The organism is Methylobacterium tardum, assembly GCF_023546765.1.
GTDB lineage: Bacteria > Pseudomonadota > Alphaproteobacteria > Rhizobiales > Beijerinckiaceae > Methylobacterium > Methylobacterium tardum.
Genome location: NZ_CP097484.1, coordinates 6,486,229 through 6,500,390, shown reverse-complemented (window position 1 = coordinate 6,500,390; position 14,162 = coordinate 6,486,229). Strand labels below are relative to the sequence as shown.

Here is a 14,162-nt window from a genome sequence, read left to right as displayed (position 1 = left end):
TTGGAGACCGCGTCGGATCAGCCGAAGGAACCGAACCCCGAATCCGTCTGGCTGGGGGCCCGCGGAGTCGGCGGCGCGGGCGGGTTCGGGTCGTTCGGGTCGAAGGCGGCAAGTTCGCCCGTGACCGGATGTGCGGGCGTGCTCGGGATCCGGGGCTCCTCGGCCTCCGGCTTGGTCGTTTCGATCAGGGCGTCGGTCTCGATCCCTTGGGCCATTGCGATCCTTCTCGGAATGGAGCCGTCCGCGGCTCCATACTGCATTGCAGCAAGAATCTGACGCCTGAACGATATCGTCAAGGGGCGGGCCTTGCGGTATCGGAGCGTGACAGGGGAACCGGAATGGGAGCGAGCGTGACTTCAGGCATGTCGATCGAGGCGCCGCAACTCTCCGCGCATCCGAACGTCCGCCACGCCTTCTTCACCCGCCAGGGCGGCGTATCCGACGGCATCTACGCCTCCCTCAACGGTGGTCTCGGGTCGCAGGACGATCCGGAGCGCGTCGTCGCCAATCGGGCTCGGATGTGCGCCCAACTCGACGTTCCGCCGGACAGGCTCGTGAGCCTGTACCAGGTCCATTCCGCCGAGGTGGTGACCGTCGAGGCGCCGTTCGCGGCGGCGATGCGCCCAAGGGCCGACGCCATGGTGACTCGCGTTCCGGGGCTTGCTCTCGGCATCGCCACCGCCGATTGCGGGCCGATCCTCTTTGCCGATGCCGAGAACGGCGTGGTGGGGGCCGCCCATGCCGGCTGGAAGGGCGCGCTCACCGGGGTGATCGACGCGACGGTGGCGGCGATGGAGGCGTCGGGCGCACGACGGGATCGGATCGTGGCGGTGCTCGGCCCGACGATCAGCCAGAATTCCTACGAAGTCGGACCCGACTTCGTCGCGCGGTTCCGGACGGAGGCGCCCGGCATGGAGCGGTTTCTCGGCGCCGGGACACGGCCCGACCACGCCCAATTCGATCTGCCGGGCTTCATCCTGGCGCGGCTGGCCGGAGCCGGGATCGGCGATGCGACGTCGCTCGATCTCTGCACGTACGCCGATCCGGAACGCTTCTACAGCTACCGCCGCACCACGCATCGCGGCGAAGCAGATTATGGCCGCCTGATCTCGGCCATCGCACTCACGCCCTGAGGGCCGATTACGAAGACGAAAATCGGGTGCGACAATTTGCCAACCTGGCGCTTCAAAAAAAGCGTAGCCGCAAACGAACCTTGGCCATTCGAGCGCGTTGTGGGGTCAAGGTGCCGGGGAAAAACGGCGGGTTGCCTGAAGGGGCCGCGATCAGCGGTCGGCGACACCGCGGAGCGCAAAGCAGCCCTGGAACCGCTGGACGACAACCAGATCCGCGCTCCGTATCAGTCCGGTCCACGGGCGGTACGGAACCACCAGTGAGGACCAGATCATGAAATCCCTGCTCCGTCTGTCCACAGCCCTCGCGGGCGTCGCCCTCGCCGGCTCGGCCTTCGCCGCCGACCTGCCGCGCCGCGCTGCTCCGCCGCCGGTGTTCACCCCCGTCCCGGTCTTCACCTGGACCGGCTTCTACGCGGGCTTCAACGCCGGCTACGCTTTCGACGCCAGCAGCCGCTCCAACAACTCCACCTTCGTCATCCCGGGCGGCGTCGGCCTGACCACGGGCCCGGCCGCGGTCGCCACCTTCCGCAACCGCAGCCAGGACGGCTTCTCCGGCGGCGCGCAGATCGGCTACAACTACCAGTTCACCCCGGGCTCGGGCGTGGTGATCGGCATCGAGGCCGACGCGCAGTACCTCGACTTCGGCCGCGACCGGAACAACGCCTTCGTCACCGGCGGCGCGATCGCACCCGGCCTGATCCTCAACGACCCGCGCGGCCTGGCCAGCCTCGACTACTTCGGCACCGTGCGCGGCCGCCTCGGCTACGCCTTCGACCGCACCCTCGTGTACGGCACCGGCGGCTTCGCCTACGGCTCGGGCAGCGCCGACCGCTCGTTCGGTGGCTTCGCCGGCAATGACAGCTTCCGCACCGGCTACGCGGTCGGCGGCGGCATCGAGTACGCCCTGCCCACCGATTCGTTCCTGAACTTCTTCCGCTCGTCCGCCGTGACGCTGAAGGTCGAAGGCCTTTACGTGAACCTCGACCGCGGCACCCGCAACCAGGGCGTCCTGCTCGTCAACGCCGCCAATCTGGCGCCGGTCTACACCACCGGCATCGGCCGCCGCGACGACGAGTTCGCCGTGGTCCGCGCCGGCCTGAACTACAAATTCGGCTCGTACTGAAAGTTGGTGACGGCGCAGCTTCGGTCGCGCCGGCCTAACCGATCAAGCAAGAAGCCCGGCCGAGAGGCCGGGCTTTTCGCATTCGACTCTCAAGCGAATGAAGTTTTCGCAATCGCCCCTGACAAAGCGTCGCCGCGCACCCATGTCGTGTCTGCCATGCGGCGCGTTCGAGCCCGCGGGTGAGATTCGAGGAGGACGACTCCATGAACAGCGAAGAACGCGACGTCATATCGGGCATCTTCCAGCGGCTGGAACAGGCGCAAACCCAGCCCCGCGACGCGGAGGCCGAGCGCTTCATCGCCGACAAGATCCGCGCGCAGCCCTACGCCCCCTACGCGATGGCGCAGCTGATCTACGTGCAGGAAGAAGCGATCAAGAGCTTGAACCAGCAGCTCGAGCAGGCGCGCCGACAGGGCGAGCAGGCGCAGTCCTCGGGTGGCGGGGGCTTCCTGTCGAGCATCTTCGGCGGAGGCGGCAGCCAGCGCCAGGAGCCGCAGCAGCAGCCGGGCTACGCCCAGCAGCGCCCGGCTGGCCAGCCCTGGGGGAATACGGGCGCGCCGCCACAGGGCTATCCGCAGCAGGGTTATCCCCAGCAGGGCTACCCGCAGCAGGGTTATCCGCAGCAACAGGGCGGTCCGTGGGGCGGCCAGCCGCAGGCTCCGGCGCGCGGCGGCGGCTTCCTGGCGAACGCACTGCCGATGGCCGCGGGCGCGGCGGGCGGCATGCTGCTCGGCAGCGCCCTGTCGAATGCCTTCGCGGGCGGCCACTCAAGCCTCGGCAGCGCCGCTGCGGCGGGCCTCGGGGGTGGCGGTGAGACGATCGTCAACAACTACTACGGCGACGGCGGCAACCAGGACCTCGGCTCGGCGCTCGACAACAGCGGCAGCGACCTCGGCGGCTTCCAGGACGCGGGCTACAGCGATCCGGGCGGCGATTTCGGCGGCGACCTGGGCGGCGGCGACGACAGCGACTGGACCTGATCGCCCGGCCGCAAAGTGATGCAAGATGGCCCGGTCGTGCTCAGGCACGGCCGGGCCTTTTTGTACACGCCCACGATCAGCTGTGAGCCGAGCGTCAGAGAACCTCGACGCGGGTGCCGACGGGGACGCGATCGTACAGATCGATGACGTCCTCGTTCATCATCCGGATGCAGCCCGATGAGACCGACTGGCCGATGGTGTTGGGCTCGTTGGTCCCGTGGATGCGGTAGAGCGAGGAGCCGAGATAGAGCGCCCGCGCACCGAGCGGGTTCTCGGGGCCGCCCGCCATGTGGCGCGGCAGATCGGGGCGGCGGGCCAGCATCTCGGACGGCGGCGTCCAATCCGGCCACTCGGCCTTGCGGCTGACGGTCTTGAGCCCGGACCATGCAAAGCCGGGACGGCCGACGCCGATGCCGTAGCGGAGCGCCCGCTGTCCGGCCTGAACGAGGTACAGGTGCTTGCCGGAAGTGTCGATCACGATCGTCCCCGGTCTCTGCGATCCGGTGAACGGGACCTCCTGGCGCTGGTATTCCGGCGCGACCGCGCGGGCGATACGGCTCGGATCCGTCTGGGGCGCGCCGTAGTAGGCTCCGGCAGCCGCGGCACCCGCAGGGGCGGCTCCGTACGGCCGGGGCGGCACCGCATAGGCCTGGGCGTCCGGCTCGGCCGGCAGCAGCTCGCCGGAATAGGCCGCGACACGCTGAGGGGCTACGACGGGTTGGGGAGCCCGGATTTGTTGCGGGTTGGCGTAGCGCTGGGGCAAGCTCCGGCCGCCGCTCCCGGCGCTGCCGGTCATCAGATACTCGATGAGGCCGCCGCCATAATTGCTCCCGTTACCGCTTTCCGCGTAGCGCGCCTGCTGTGCGTGGGCGGGCACGCACCACGCAAGGGCGGCCACGCTCGCCCACACACCGAGATGGACTGATCCCCGCATCGTCGCACGCTCCCGCACCGGGGCTGCACATCCCCGTGGCGCGAATAGTCCCGCCCGAAATCCGCGAATCAGGTGAATGAGCGTGGTGAATCGAATGCCGGCTCGGCGCTGTCCCGCGATCCGGCGACGACACCGTGAATCAGCGGTAAAGCATCGCTGCCGCGGCCCGGAAAACGTCGGGCGCGGCCGAGAACGCGGCAAATGCGCGATCGACGCGTGGCAGTCACAGTCCGCTAACTGATGTGTTAGACACTTATCGCGACCGAACCCGAACGCCTACGCCCGGACGATGACCCAGAAGCGCTATCGCATCGAAGACGCCCTTGGGCTTCCCGGGGCTCCCCGCCAGCGTCGAGCACGCCCGCCTCTGGGGAGCGCCTCGAAGACATCTTCAACGCCATCCAGGACCTGCGCCGCGTTACTCAGATGAGCGCGAGCGAGACGATCGAGTCCTGCCGCCGCGAGCTGCACGAAGCGCTCGCGATGCGCACCGAACTCGACATCATGAAGGATGCGATCACGCGGACAAAGGGTGAGCTGGCAACGCTGCACCGGACCGAGAACACCGGCAAGGGCATGCGCCGGGCAGCCGACGAGCTCGATGCCGTGGTCGACTCGACCGAGCGCGCCACGACGCAGCTCCTCGGGGCGGTCGAGGAGATCGAGAGCCACGCCGGCATGCTCAATGCCGCGACCCTGCCGCCTGGCATGAAGCCGCACGTCGACGTGATCCTCGAGCGGGTCATCACCGCTTACGAGGCCTGCAACTTCCAGGATCTGACCGGCCAGCGGATCACCAAGATCGTCGGCGTGATGAAGTTCATCGAGGAGCACCTCGACCGGCTGATCGCAACCTGGTCGGAACTCGACAGCTTCAAGGAGCTCATCACCGTCATGCCGGTGCCGACGGCGCTGGACGACGAGAGCTCGCTGCTCAACGGGCCGAAGCTCGATCACGATCCGGGTCACGTTGATCAGAGCGACATCGACTCACTCTTCGACTGATCCGTCTGCGGGCCGGCGGCGCACGATTTTTGTACGCCGCCCTGTCCCCCTCGGCGGCAGGAACGCTTAGATCTGCGGTATGAGCCGCAGAGCCCTTACCGACCTGCCCCCCGACACGTTCGACGACGGCCGCGATGCCGAGCGGGACGAGAGCGCCGACGAGGCAGGCCGGCCGCCGACGCCTCGCCGGAGATCGACTTCGATTTCGAGCCGGGCGCGGTCCAGGCCGGCACCGAGGTGATCCGGCGCTTCTGGTCGACGCTGCCGTCCTCCCCCGGCGTCTACCGGATGTTCGACCACCGCGGCGACGTCCTCTACGTCGGCAAGGCCAAGAACCTGAAGGCCCGCGTCGGCTCCTATGCCCGCGGCAGGCGCATTCGAACCGCATCGCCCGGATGATCTCGCAGACGGCGGCGATGGAGTTCGTCACCACCGCCACCGAGACCGAGGCGCTGCTCCTCGAAGCCAACCTGATCAAGCAGCTGAAGCCCCGCTTCAACGTGCTGATGCGGGACGACAAGTCGTTCCCCTACATCCTGGTCACCGACGACGGCCCGGCTCCGCAGATCGTCAAGCACCGCGGCGCGAGGCGCCGGAAGGGCAGCTATTACGGGCCCTTCGCCAGCGTGTGGGCGGTCAACAGGACGGTCAACGCCCTGCAGCGCGCCTTCCTGCTGCGCACCTGCACCGACAGCTACTACGAGAACCGCACCCGGCCCTGCCTGCTCTACCAGATCAAGCGCTGCTCCGGCCCGTGCACGGGCGAGATCGCGCTCGAGGACTATGCGGCGATGGCGGATTCGGCGCGCGCGTTCCTGGCGGGCAAGTCCAACGCCGTGAAGGATCGGATGCGCGGCGAGATGCAGGAAGCGTCCGAGGCCATGGAATTCGAGCGCGCCGCCCGCTTCCGCGATCGGATCGCCGCGCTCTCGGCGATCCAGGGCGTGCAGGGCGTCAACACGCAGGGCGTCGAGGAGGCCGACGTGTTCGCCCTCGACGAGCAGGCCGGTCAGTTCTGCATCGAGGTGTTCTTCTTCCGCAACTTCCAGAACTGGGGCAACCGCGCCTACTTCCCGAAGGCGGATCGGACGATGACGCCCGACGAGGTGCTGGGCTCGTTCATCGGCCAGTTTTACGACGACAAGCCTGCGCCCCGGACGGTGCTCACGAGCCACGCCATCGAGGACGCGGAGCTGGTCGCCGCCGCCCTGTCGAGCCGGGTGGAGTACCGCGTCGAGCTGCACCGCCCGAGCCGCGGCGAGCGCAAGAACCTCGCCGACTACGCCCAACGCAACGCCAAGGAAGCCCTCGCCCGGCGGCTCGCCGACACGGCCTCGCAGGGCAAGCTGCTCGCGGCCCTGGGACAGGCCTTCGGGCTCGACCGCGCGCCGCGGCGGATCGAGGTCTACGACAACTCGCACATCATGGGCACGAACGCCGTCGGCGGGATGATCGTCGCGGGCCCCACGGGCTTCATGAAGACGCATTACCGCACGTTCAACATCAAGTCCGAGGATCTCACGCCCGGCGACGATTACGGCATGATGCGCGAAGTGCTGCAGCGGCGGTTCAAGCGGCTCGTGAAGGAGGCGCCGCGCACCGAGCGGGAAGCCGCCGTCGCCGCGGCCGAAGGCGGCGTGCAGGAGCCGGTGCCGGTCCCGGCCGAGGAGAGCGAGGCCTTCCCGGCCTGGCCCGACCTCGTGCTCATCGACGGCGGCAAGGGCCAGCTCGACGCGGCCCGGGCGGCGCTCGACGAGGTCGATGTCACGGGTGTGCCGCTTGTCGGCGTCGCCAAGGGACGCGACCGCGATGCCGGGCGCGAGACGTTTTTCGTACCCGGCCGGCCGCCTTTCAAGCTTCCGCCGCGCGATCCGACGCTCTACTTCGTGCAGCGACTCCGCGACGAGGCTCACCGCTTCGCCATCGGCAGCCACCGGGCCAAGCGCAAGCGAGAGATGGTGAAGAATCCCCTGGACGAGATCGCCGGCATCGGCCCCAGCCGCAAGCGCGCGCTGCTCCACCATTTCGGGACCGTGAAGGCGATCGAGCGCGCCGCCTTCGAGGACTTGGCCAAGACACCGGGCGTCAACGCCGCAACCGCACGGGCGGTCTACGACTTCTTCCATGCCGGCGCCTGAGAACCCCGCCGTCATGACCGAACCGGCCCCCAAGGCGTTGACGCCCGCGCCGGGCTCTGATTTCACCCCGGCGATGAACGCCGTCCTTCCCCGACGACGGTCGCCGGCTTGGACGCTCGCGAATTGCCTGACCTACGGGCGCCTCGTTGCCGTGCCGGTGATGGTCGCGCTGCTGTTCTGGCCCGAGTCCCACACGGCGCGGTGGACGGCGCTCGGCGTGTTCGTCGCGGCCGCGATCACCGACTACCTCGACGGTTACGTCGCGCGGACCTACGATCAGAGTTCCGCACTCGGCCGGATGCTCGATCCGATCGCCGACAAGCTGCTCGTCTCCGCCTGCCTGCTGATGTTGACGGCAGACCACACCATCATCGGCTCGAATATCTGGGCCGCGATCGTGATCCTGTGCCGCGAGGTCCTGGTCTCCGGCCTGCGGGAGTATCTGGCCGAGCTGAAGGTCGGCGTGCCGGTGAGCCGGATCGCCAAATGGAAGACCACGGTGCAGCTGCTGTCGCTGGGCTTCCTGGTGGCCGGACCCGCGGGCGAAACGGTGTTGCCGGGCACGGAATCGATCGGCCTGACGCTGCTGTGGCTTGCCGCCGCCCTGACGCTGTGGACCGGCTGGGACTACATGCGGGCGGGGATCAAGCACGTCATCGACGACCCGCGCTGATGACGCGGCGCGCGGGCGGCCCGGTCCCAGGCCTCTGTTCGGCGGTGTTGCCATGAAGCTCGTCTATTTCGCCTGGGTTCGGGAGCGGATCGGCCGCCCCGAGGAGGAGGTGGCTCCGCCACCGGAGGTCGCCACCGTGACGGATCTCGTCGCGTGGCTGCGCGGGCGGGGCGAGGAATACGCCTACGCCTTCGAGGATCCCGGCGTGGTGCGCGCCGCCATCGATCGCGCCCATGCCAAGCCCGACGCCTCGATCGTCGGCGCTCGGGAGATCGCCTTCTTCCCGCCGATGACCGGGGGCTGAGGGGCGCCGTGCACGTAGTCGACCCGGCTTGAAGCGCGCTATTCCGGCGTCTCTAACGCCGTCGCTCCGGCTGTGCTTCATGCCGAACGGCGCGCGGTCCGAGCCAAGTTCCTTTACGGGTTCGGCCCGCCTCAAGACTTCGTTGGCTGCGGAACGCTCAAGCTGGGCCGGCCGTTACCGGGGACCGATATCGGTTACCGGAGCCCGAGAATGCGCAAGACCCTGCTCGCCACCGCTGCCCTGCTGAGCCTCTGCGCCGCCGCGCAGGCGCAGACCACCGTCATCGAGCGTGACCGTCCGGCGGTCGTCGCCGATCGCCCGGCCTCCGAGTCGAAGTCCGTGACCGTCCACGAGCACGGCGACGGCTGCGTCACCAAGACGGTCCGCAAGGAGAACGACATGGGCGATTCCAAGACCGTGAAGAAGGAGTCGTGCGACTGAGGCACGGCCCTGCGCGGCCGGGCCTCTCCACAGGTCCGGCCGCGAACGCCTCGTTCGCACACGCGGATGATCATCAAGGGTGACGGCGACTCGCCCTCACCGCCAGCCGACATCCACGAAGTAGCCGTGGCCCGTACACATCCGGGCATCGTCCGAGGCCAGGAACAGGACCAGGGCCGCGACATCGGCCGGCTGGATCCGGCCGTCGAGGCATTGAGCCGCGACGATCCCGGCTTCCCCTTCCGCTGTGTACCATTTCTCCTGCCGCGGGGTCTGGACGTTCCCGGGCACGATCGCCACCACCCGGATGCCGTCGCGGCCGAGATCGCGGGCGAGCGCGCGGGTCATGCCCTCGATCGCGGCCTTTGCGGTCTGGTAGAGCGGCATGTCCGGCAATCCGAGATGCCAGCTGATCGAGCCGAAGTTCAGGATCACGCCCCCGCCGGCCCGACGCATCGCCGGGACCGCCGCCTGGGCGGCGAAGAACAGATGGCGCAGATTCACCGCCATGCGGTCGTCCCAGTAGGCCGGCGTGACATCCTCGAGCTTGTGGCGGTCGTCGTTGCCGGCGTTGTTGACCAGCACGTCGAGGCCGCCCAAGGCCGTCTCGGCCTCGGTCACGAGAGCCCGGACAGCCTCGACGTCGGTCAGGTCACAGCGTCGGTAGAGCGGCGCGTACGCTGCCCCGGGAGAGAGCCTCGCGATCACGGCCTGCGCCGCGGCGTCGGCGATATCACAGAAGAGAACGCGCGCGCCCTGCAGCACGAAGGCTTCCACCAGACCCGCGCCGATCCCGGACGCGCCTCCGGTCACCAGCACGCGCTTGCCCTGCAGGCTCGGATAGATCGCGCGAGTCCCAGGCGTTGACGACATCGGACAGCCCTCCTCGATCGCGACCGCCTCCGCGCCGCGAATTGTCGGAGTTTTACCCGTGTGCCGACGCGCCGCAACGCTCAGGCAGAGGTCGAAGATTCGCGAAACGTTAAGAGTTGCCGAATGAGATCGCTGCGTCTTCTAGAAAGGAAAACGCCGTGCCTCTGCGCCTGGAACTCAAGCCGTTCGAGCGGCTCATCATCAACGGTGCCCTGATCCGCAACGGGGACCGGCGGTCCGCGTTCCTGATCGAGACCCAATGCAAGTTCCTGCGGGAAAGCGAAATCATCACGGAGAGCGAGGCCGATACGGCCTGCAAGCAGCTCCACCTGACGCTGACGGTCATCTACCTCGCCGATGACCCCGCGCAGGGGATCGACCTGTTCTTCCGCCAAGCGACCGACCTCATCCGCCTGGTTCCGGCGGCCGCCCAGCAGATTGCCGCCATCGCCGAACTCGCCGAGGCCGGCGAGTATTACCGCGCGCTCAAGCTCGGCCGAAAGCTCGCCGAGTGGGAGAGCGCGATCTCGTTGGAGGCGCCGGCGGCGACTTGAGCGCGCCGCGCCTCAGCCCGGATTGCCCTGCAGACCGGCGGCGAGCTGGTTGTTGATCGAGACCAGCGTCGCGATCTTCTCGGAGGTCGGCTCGATCATCGTGTCGACACAGCTGCGCAGCACGAAGACACCGAGACGGGCGACACCCTGCTTCACGTCGGCCGGAAGCGGGTTCTCGTCGGCCGTCGCCTCGGAGCTGAGCAGCGTCCAGATCCGCTGATTGAACGAGAGCGCTTCGTTCAGCGACCGGACCTCCCCGGAGGCGAGCCCATGCTCCGCGCTGATGAGACGTTGCGCCGCCTTCAGCAGCAGAGCTGACTCGGCCTCACGGGGCGACAGAGCGCTGCGCGCGGTTCTGGCATAGGCATTGGCGGCAGTGTTCATCGGCGGTCCCCAACCGGCATCGGACTCACCTGCGCGGCAGGCTTGCGCGTAGCTGTCGCAGAACAGGAGTTAAGACGGCGTGAGCGTCAGATCCGCCATGATACTGCCGGGTTGGACAACGACCACGGTTTGTGGCTCGAAGGAATCCGCCGCCGGACCCCCTCACCAATGCTGAATTTCTGTCTCGGAACTGTTGCTGGCGGCCTGATCGCCTGCGTTCTGACCATCGCGGCGGCACGTCAACCGGAGATTCAGGCGCGACTCGGCCTGAAACCGACCCTGCCGCCGATGGCTCTGGCGGCGCTTCCGAAGCCGCCGGAGCCGGATTGCGTCCGGCGCCCCGATGCGGCTCCGAAGATCGGCGCGCAGGATATGCTCTTCAACCGCCAGAGATTCTGGTCGGTTTCGCCCTGATCAGAAGGTGCCGATCAGGACGAGCAGCATGGTCGTCGCGACCGTGGTGCTGACGAAGCCGCAGAGCGCGGCGGCGAAGGACGGACCGGTGCGGACAGCGGTCGCGGAGTCGACATCGTTCGAGAGCGTGGTGGCGGGGGTCATCGGCACAGAACCTTCTGGGCGACGTGAGTCGCGCATGTCAGGATGATGCTGCTGGCGCGGCGCGGCCGAGGTGCGGGCGCGCACCCGATCAGTCGCAGCGGTTGATTTTCTTGGCGATCCGCAAGCCCCGAAGCTCACTGCGCAGATCGATCGCCACGACACCCTCGCCGCATCGCTCGAACGCGTCGCGGGCATCGTCGTAACGGTCGCCAACCTCATCGAGCGTGTCGCAGACACGATCGTGGTTGCCCAGCCGAGCTTCCTGGCGCGCCTGGAAGCGCAGGGCATTCGCCTCATCGACCTTGCGCTGAGCCTCCAGGCACGCCGGCAGAGCCAGCGCCGAGGAGGTCATGACGAGGCCGGCCAGGACACTGGCGAGGCATCGGGACAGAGTGGCCGAACTGGCACTCACGGGAACACTCACACACTGGATGTGATGGCAGACCTTGGTTCGGTCTGCCGGGTTTCTCGGGGCGGCTCGCGTCCTCCCCATCTCTGTCCGCTCAAACGGTGAAGCTGACATGAAGGTTCCGGTCCGGATCAGCTCTTCCGGCGCAGGCGAGAAGTGAGGATTGCAGGCAACGCCACGGGGGCCGGACCCATCGGATCGACCCCGACATCGTACTGCCTGGGCATCGGCTTGAGCTTGCCGTGGCTGTGCCCGTGCAGATTGAGTGCGCCCCGGCTCATGCCATTCCAGGTGCGAAATGCGTAGTGGCAGAGCACCACCATCCGGCCCTCGACCGCAAATTCCGCATAGTGGCGGACCGAGGCCCAGCCGGGCGCCGTCAGGGTCTCGGGGCCGTCGTTGTTGCCGATGATCAGATGCTTCTCGCCGTTGAGCCCGTCGAGGATCTCGCGGATCCGTGCCCCGCTTGGACCGAGGGCGAAGTCGCCGAGATGCCAGACGATGTCGGTGGGCGTCACGGCCGCGTTCCAGGCCGCGATCAGGCCGGCATCGTGGGCGGCCAGATCGGGATAGGGCCGGTGGTCGAAGCGCAGGGCCCGCTGATCCCCGAAATGCGTGTCCCCCGTGAAGAAGGTCGTCACCCGTCGCTCCACCGTGAGCCCGCCGCCTCGCCGCGAAGCGCTCCGGCAGCGGCGTTGTTCCATCGGGACCGTGACCCGTCGGCGCGTTGACGCCATCGGTCACAGGCGCGAAGCGTGGCATCCGGGGCGATCGAGGGAGGGCGGGGACATGCTGGGGACGGTCGGATTCGCCTTCCTGGCCGGCCTGCTGTCGGTGCTCTCGCCCTGCGTCCTGCCGCTTGTGCCGATCGTGCTCGGGACCGCGGCGTCGGAGCATCGGCTCGGTCCGGTCGCCCTTGCGAGTGGGCTCGCCATCGCCTTCACGGCCATTGGCCTGTTCGTGGCGACGATCGGCTTCGCCATCGGGCTCGACGGGGACGTGTTCCGGAGCGTCGGCGCGATCCTGCTGGTGCTCGTGGGCGTGGTCCTCATGCTGCCCCGCCTCCAGGCCCAGGTCGCGACCGCGGCGGGGCCGGTGGGAGCCTGGGCCGAGGAGCGCTTTGCCGGGATCGGGACCGGCGGTCTGTCCGGCCAGTTCGCCGTCGGCGTCCTGCTCGGGGCGGCCTGGAGCCCCTGCGTGGGCCCGACCCTCGGGGCGGCCTCGCTGATGGCGTCGCGGGGCGAGCACCTCTGGAGCGTGGCCCTCGCGATGCTGGCCTTCGGGATCGGCGCGGCCGCGCCGCTGATGCTGCTCGGTCTGGTCTCCCGTCAGGCGCTGATGCGCTGGCGCGGCGGGCTGGCGGCCGCCGGCCGGGCCGCGAAGGCAGCGATGGGCGTCGTCATGGTCCTGCTCGGCCTGCTGCTCCTGACGGGGCTGGACAAGCGCGTCGAGGCTGCGGCCGTCGCGGCTTCGCCGGACTGGCTGAACACAATCACGACGCGCTACTGACAGCCGGCGCCAGCGCCCGCAACGGAGATCAGCGATGACCGAGCCCCCCGTCTGACCAGTTTGGCGCATGGTGGCGGCTGCGGCTGCAAGCTCGATCCCGCCGTCCTGCGCCAGCTGCTCGCCCAGCAGCCCGCCGCCGGCCCGTTCGAACGCCTTCTCGTCGGCAACGAGACCTCCGACGATGCGGCGGTCTGGGAGCTGGACGACGGCACCTGCGTCATCGCCACCACCGACTTCTTCACCCCAATGGTCGACGATCCCGTCGATTTCGGCCGGATCGCCGCCACGAACGCGATCTCGGATGTCTACGCCATGGGCGGCCGTCCCATCCTGGCTCTGGCGATCCTGGGCATGCCGGTGGGCAAGATCGATCCCGAGGTGGTCGCACGGATCCTGCAAGGCGGCGCGGCCGCCTGCTCCGAGGCCGGCATACCGGTCGCGGGCGGGCACTCGATCGACACGCCCGAGCCGATCTACGGGCTCGCGGTGATCGGAACCTGCCGCCGGGAGGCGGTGCGGCGCAACGCCGATGCGCTGCCCGGGGACGCCGTCATCCTGACCAAGGCGCTCGGGGTCGGCGTCTACTCGGCCGCGATCAAGCGGGAGGCCTTGGACGAGGCCGGCTACCGGGATTTCGTCGCCACGACCACGCTGCTCAACCGGGTCGGGGCGGATCTCGCCGCCGAGCCCGCCGTGCACGCCCTCACCGACGTGACCGGCTTCGGCATCCTCGGCCATGGGCTGGAACTCGCCCGCGGCGCCGGGCTGACGCTCGTCCTGGAGGCCGATGCCCTGCCGCTGCTGCCGCGGGCGGAGGCGCTGGCGCGCGACGGCTTCGTGACCGGGGCCTCGCATCGCAACTGGGCCGCGTTCGGCGAGGCGGTCGACCTGCCGGCTGCGTTTCCCGAATGGCGCCGGCACCTCCTGACCGACCCGCAGACCTCCGGCGGATTGCTGGTCTCCTGCGCGGCCGAGCGGGCGGATGCAATCCTCGCGCGCATCCACGCCGCCGGCTACCCGGCCGCGGCCCGGATCGGCCGGGTGGAGACCGGGCCGGCCCGGATCCGTGTTGACAGCTGAGGACACGGCGTCGCCGGGGAGGCAATCTTCAACAATCGCGTTCAGGCTCTCGCCCCGCCGAGTG

17 protein-coding genes and 2 pseudogenes are annotated in these 14,162 nt (G+C 68.8%); 12 read left to right on the top strand and 7 right to left on the bottom strand.

Going from position 1 to position 14,162, the window contains the following annotated elements; all coding sequences use genetic code 11:
* Nucleotides 1–17: 17 nt before the first annotated feature.
* On the bottom strand, nt 18–215 hold the full coding sequence (locus tag M6G65_RS31180) for a fibronectin-attachment protein (FAP) (protein WP_238194053.1): 198 nt from the start codon (nt 213–215) through the stop codon (nt 18–20).
* 147 nt (nt 216–362) lie between these two features.
* Here M6G65_RS31180 and pgeF point away from each other — a divergent pair, with 147 nt between their 5' ends.
* The 3 genes from pgeF (at nt 363) to M6G65_RS31165 (ending at nt 3,236) form a co-directional block, all read left to right on the top strand.
* Entirely contained in the window at nt 363–1,133 is a 771-nt protein-coding gene (gene pgeF, locus M6G65_RS31175) for a peptidoglycan editing factor PgeF (RefSeq protein ID WP_238194477.1), read from the top strand.
* Between the two features lie 271 nt (nt 1,134–1,404).
* On the top strand, nt 1,405–2,256 hold the full coding sequence (locus tag M6G65_RS31170) for an outer membrane protein (protein ID WP_238194051.1): 852 nt from the start codon (nt 1,405–1,407) through the stop codon (nt 2,254–2,256).
* A gap of 203 nt (nt 2,257–2,459) precedes the next feature.
* Nucleotides 2,460–3,236, top strand: a complete 777-nt coding sequence (locus M6G65_RS31165) for a DUF2076 domain-containing protein (RefSeq protein WP_238194049.1) — start codon at nt 2,460–2,462, stop codon at nt 3,234–3,236.
* Nucleotides 3,237–3,330: 94 nt separating this feature from the next.
* Here the strand turns inward: M6G65_RS31165 and M6G65_RS31160 are convergent, their stop codons facing one another.
* A complete protein-coding gene (locus M6G65_RS31160) occupies nt 3,331–4,170 on the bottom strand; it encodes a L,D-transpeptidase (RefSeq protein WP_238194047.1) in 840 nt (279 codons plus the stop codon).
* A gap of 289 nt (nt 4,171–4,459) precedes the next feature.
* Between M6G65_RS31160 and M6G65_RS31155 the strand changes: the two are divergent.
* The 5 genes and pseudogenes from M6G65_RS31155 to M6G65_RS31135 all read left to right on the top strand — a co-directional run bounded on the left by M6G65_RS31155 (nt 4,460) and on the right by M6G65_RS31135 (nt 8,731).
* Nucleotides 4,460–5,175: pseudogene (locus tag M6G65_RS31155) on the top strand (protein phosphatase CheZ).
* A 79-nt stretch (nt 5,176–5,254) separates the two neighbouring features.
* Nucleotides 5,255–7,313 (top strand): annotated as a pseudogene (uvrC, locus tag M6G65_RS31150) (excinuclease ABC subunit UvrC).
* A 73-nt stretch (nt 7,314–7,386) separates the two neighbouring features.
* On the top strand, nt 7,387–7,986 hold the full coding sequence (pgsA, locus tag M6G65_RS31145) for a CDP-diacylglycerol--glycerol-3-phosphate 3-phosphatidyltransferase (RefSeq protein ID WP_192707344.1): 600 nt from the start codon (nt 7,387–7,389) through the stop codon (nt 7,984–7,986).
* A 52-nt stretch (nt 7,987–8,038) separates the two neighbouring features.
* A complete protein-coding gene (moaD, locus tag M6G65_RS31140) occupies nt 8,039–8,290 on the top strand; it encodes a molybdopterin converting factor subunit 1 (RefSeq protein ID WP_238194043.1) in 252 nt (83 codons plus the stop codon).
* Between the two features lie 210 nt (nt 8,291–8,500).
* A complete protein-coding gene (locus tag M6G65_RS31135; RefSeq protein WP_250103302.1) occupies nt 8,501–8,731 on the top strand; it encodes a hypothetical protein in 231 nt (76 codons plus the stop codon).
* Nucleotides 8,732–8,827: 96 nt separating this feature from the next.
* Here M6G65_RS31135 and xylB read toward each other — a convergent pair whose 3' ends face one another.
* The gene (gene xylB / locus M6G65_RS31130; RefSeq protein WP_238194041.1) at nt 8,828–9,604 is read right to left on the bottom strand and encodes a D-xylose 1-dehydrogenase; all 777 of its coding nucleotides are present in this window, start codon (nt 9,602–9,604) and stop codon (nt 8,828–8,830) included.
* A gap of 158 nt (nt 9,605–9,762) precedes the next feature.
* Between xylB and M6G65_RS31125 the strand changes: the two genes are divergently transcribed.
* Nucleotides 9,763–10,158 carry a flagellar biosynthesis repressor FlbT gene (locus M6G65_RS31125; RefSeq protein ID WP_250103301.1) on the top strand — a complete coding sequence of 132 codons (396 nt, stop codon included), beginning with the start codon at nt 9,763–9,765 and terminating at the stop codon, nt 10,156–10,158.
* A gap of 12 nt (nt 10,159–10,170) precedes the next feature.
* Here the strand turns inward: M6G65_RS31125 and flaF are convergent, their stop codons facing one another.
* Nucleotides 10,171–10,542 carry a flagellar biosynthesis regulator FlaF gene (gene flaF / locus M6G65_RS31120; protein WP_192706580.1) on the bottom strand — a complete coding sequence of 124 codons (372 nt, stop codon included), beginning with the start codon at nt 10,540–10,542 and terminating at the stop codon, nt 10,171–10,173.
* Between the two features lie 111 nt (nt 10,543–10,653).
* Here flaF and M6G65_RS31115 point away from each other — a divergent pair, with 111 nt between their 5' ends.
* The gene (locus M6G65_RS31115; protein ID WP_373323623.1) at nt 10,654–10,956 is read left to right on the top strand and encodes a hypothetical protein; all 303 of its coding nucleotides are present in this window, start codon (nt 10,654–10,656) and stop codon (nt 10,954–10,956) included.
* On the opposite strand, the gene M6G65_RS31110 is transcribed toward M6G65_RS31115, so the two are convergent.
* The 3 genes from M6G65_RS31110 to M6G65_RS31100 form a co-directional block, all read right to left on the bottom strand.
* Complete coding sequence (locus tag M6G65_RS31110) at nt 10,957–11,100, bottom strand: hypothetical protein (RefSeq protein WP_192706579.1); 144 nt, start codon at nt 11,098–11,100, stop codon at nt 10,957–10,959.
* 88 nt (nt 11,101–11,188) lie between these two features.
* The gene (locus M6G65_RS31105; protein WP_238194037.1) at nt 11,189–11,452 is read right to left on the bottom strand and encodes a hypothetical protein; all 264 of its coding nucleotides are present in this window, start codon (nt 11,450–11,452) and stop codon (nt 11,189–11,191) included.
* 188 nt (nt 11,453–11,640) lie between these two features.
* The gene (locus M6G65_RS31100; RefSeq protein WP_238194036.1) at nt 11,641–12,150 is read right to left on the bottom strand and encodes a metallophosphoesterase; all 510 of its coding nucleotides are present in this window, start codon (nt 12,148–12,150) and stop codon (nt 11,641–11,643) included.
* Nucleotides 12,151–12,298: 148 nt separating this feature from the next.
* On the opposite strand from M6G65_RS31100, the gene M6G65_RS31095 reads away from it, so the two are divergent.
* Together M6G65_RS31095 and selD are read left to right on the top strand one after the other, a co-directional pair.
* Nucleotides 12,299–13,018 carry a cytochrome c biogenesis CcdA family protein gene (locus M6G65_RS31095; RefSeq protein ID WP_238194034.1) on the top strand — a complete coding sequence of 240 codons (720 nt, stop codon included), beginning with the start codon at nt 12,299–12,301 and terminating at the stop codon, nt 13,016–13,018.
* 27 nt (nt 13,019–13,045) lie between these two features.
* A complete protein-coding gene (selD, locus tag M6G65_RS31090) occupies nt 13,046–14,098 on the top strand; it encodes a selenide, water dikinase SelD (RefSeq protein ID WP_250104320.1) in 1,053 nt (350 codons plus the stop codon).
* Nucleotides 14,099–14,162: the final 64 nt, after the last annotated feature.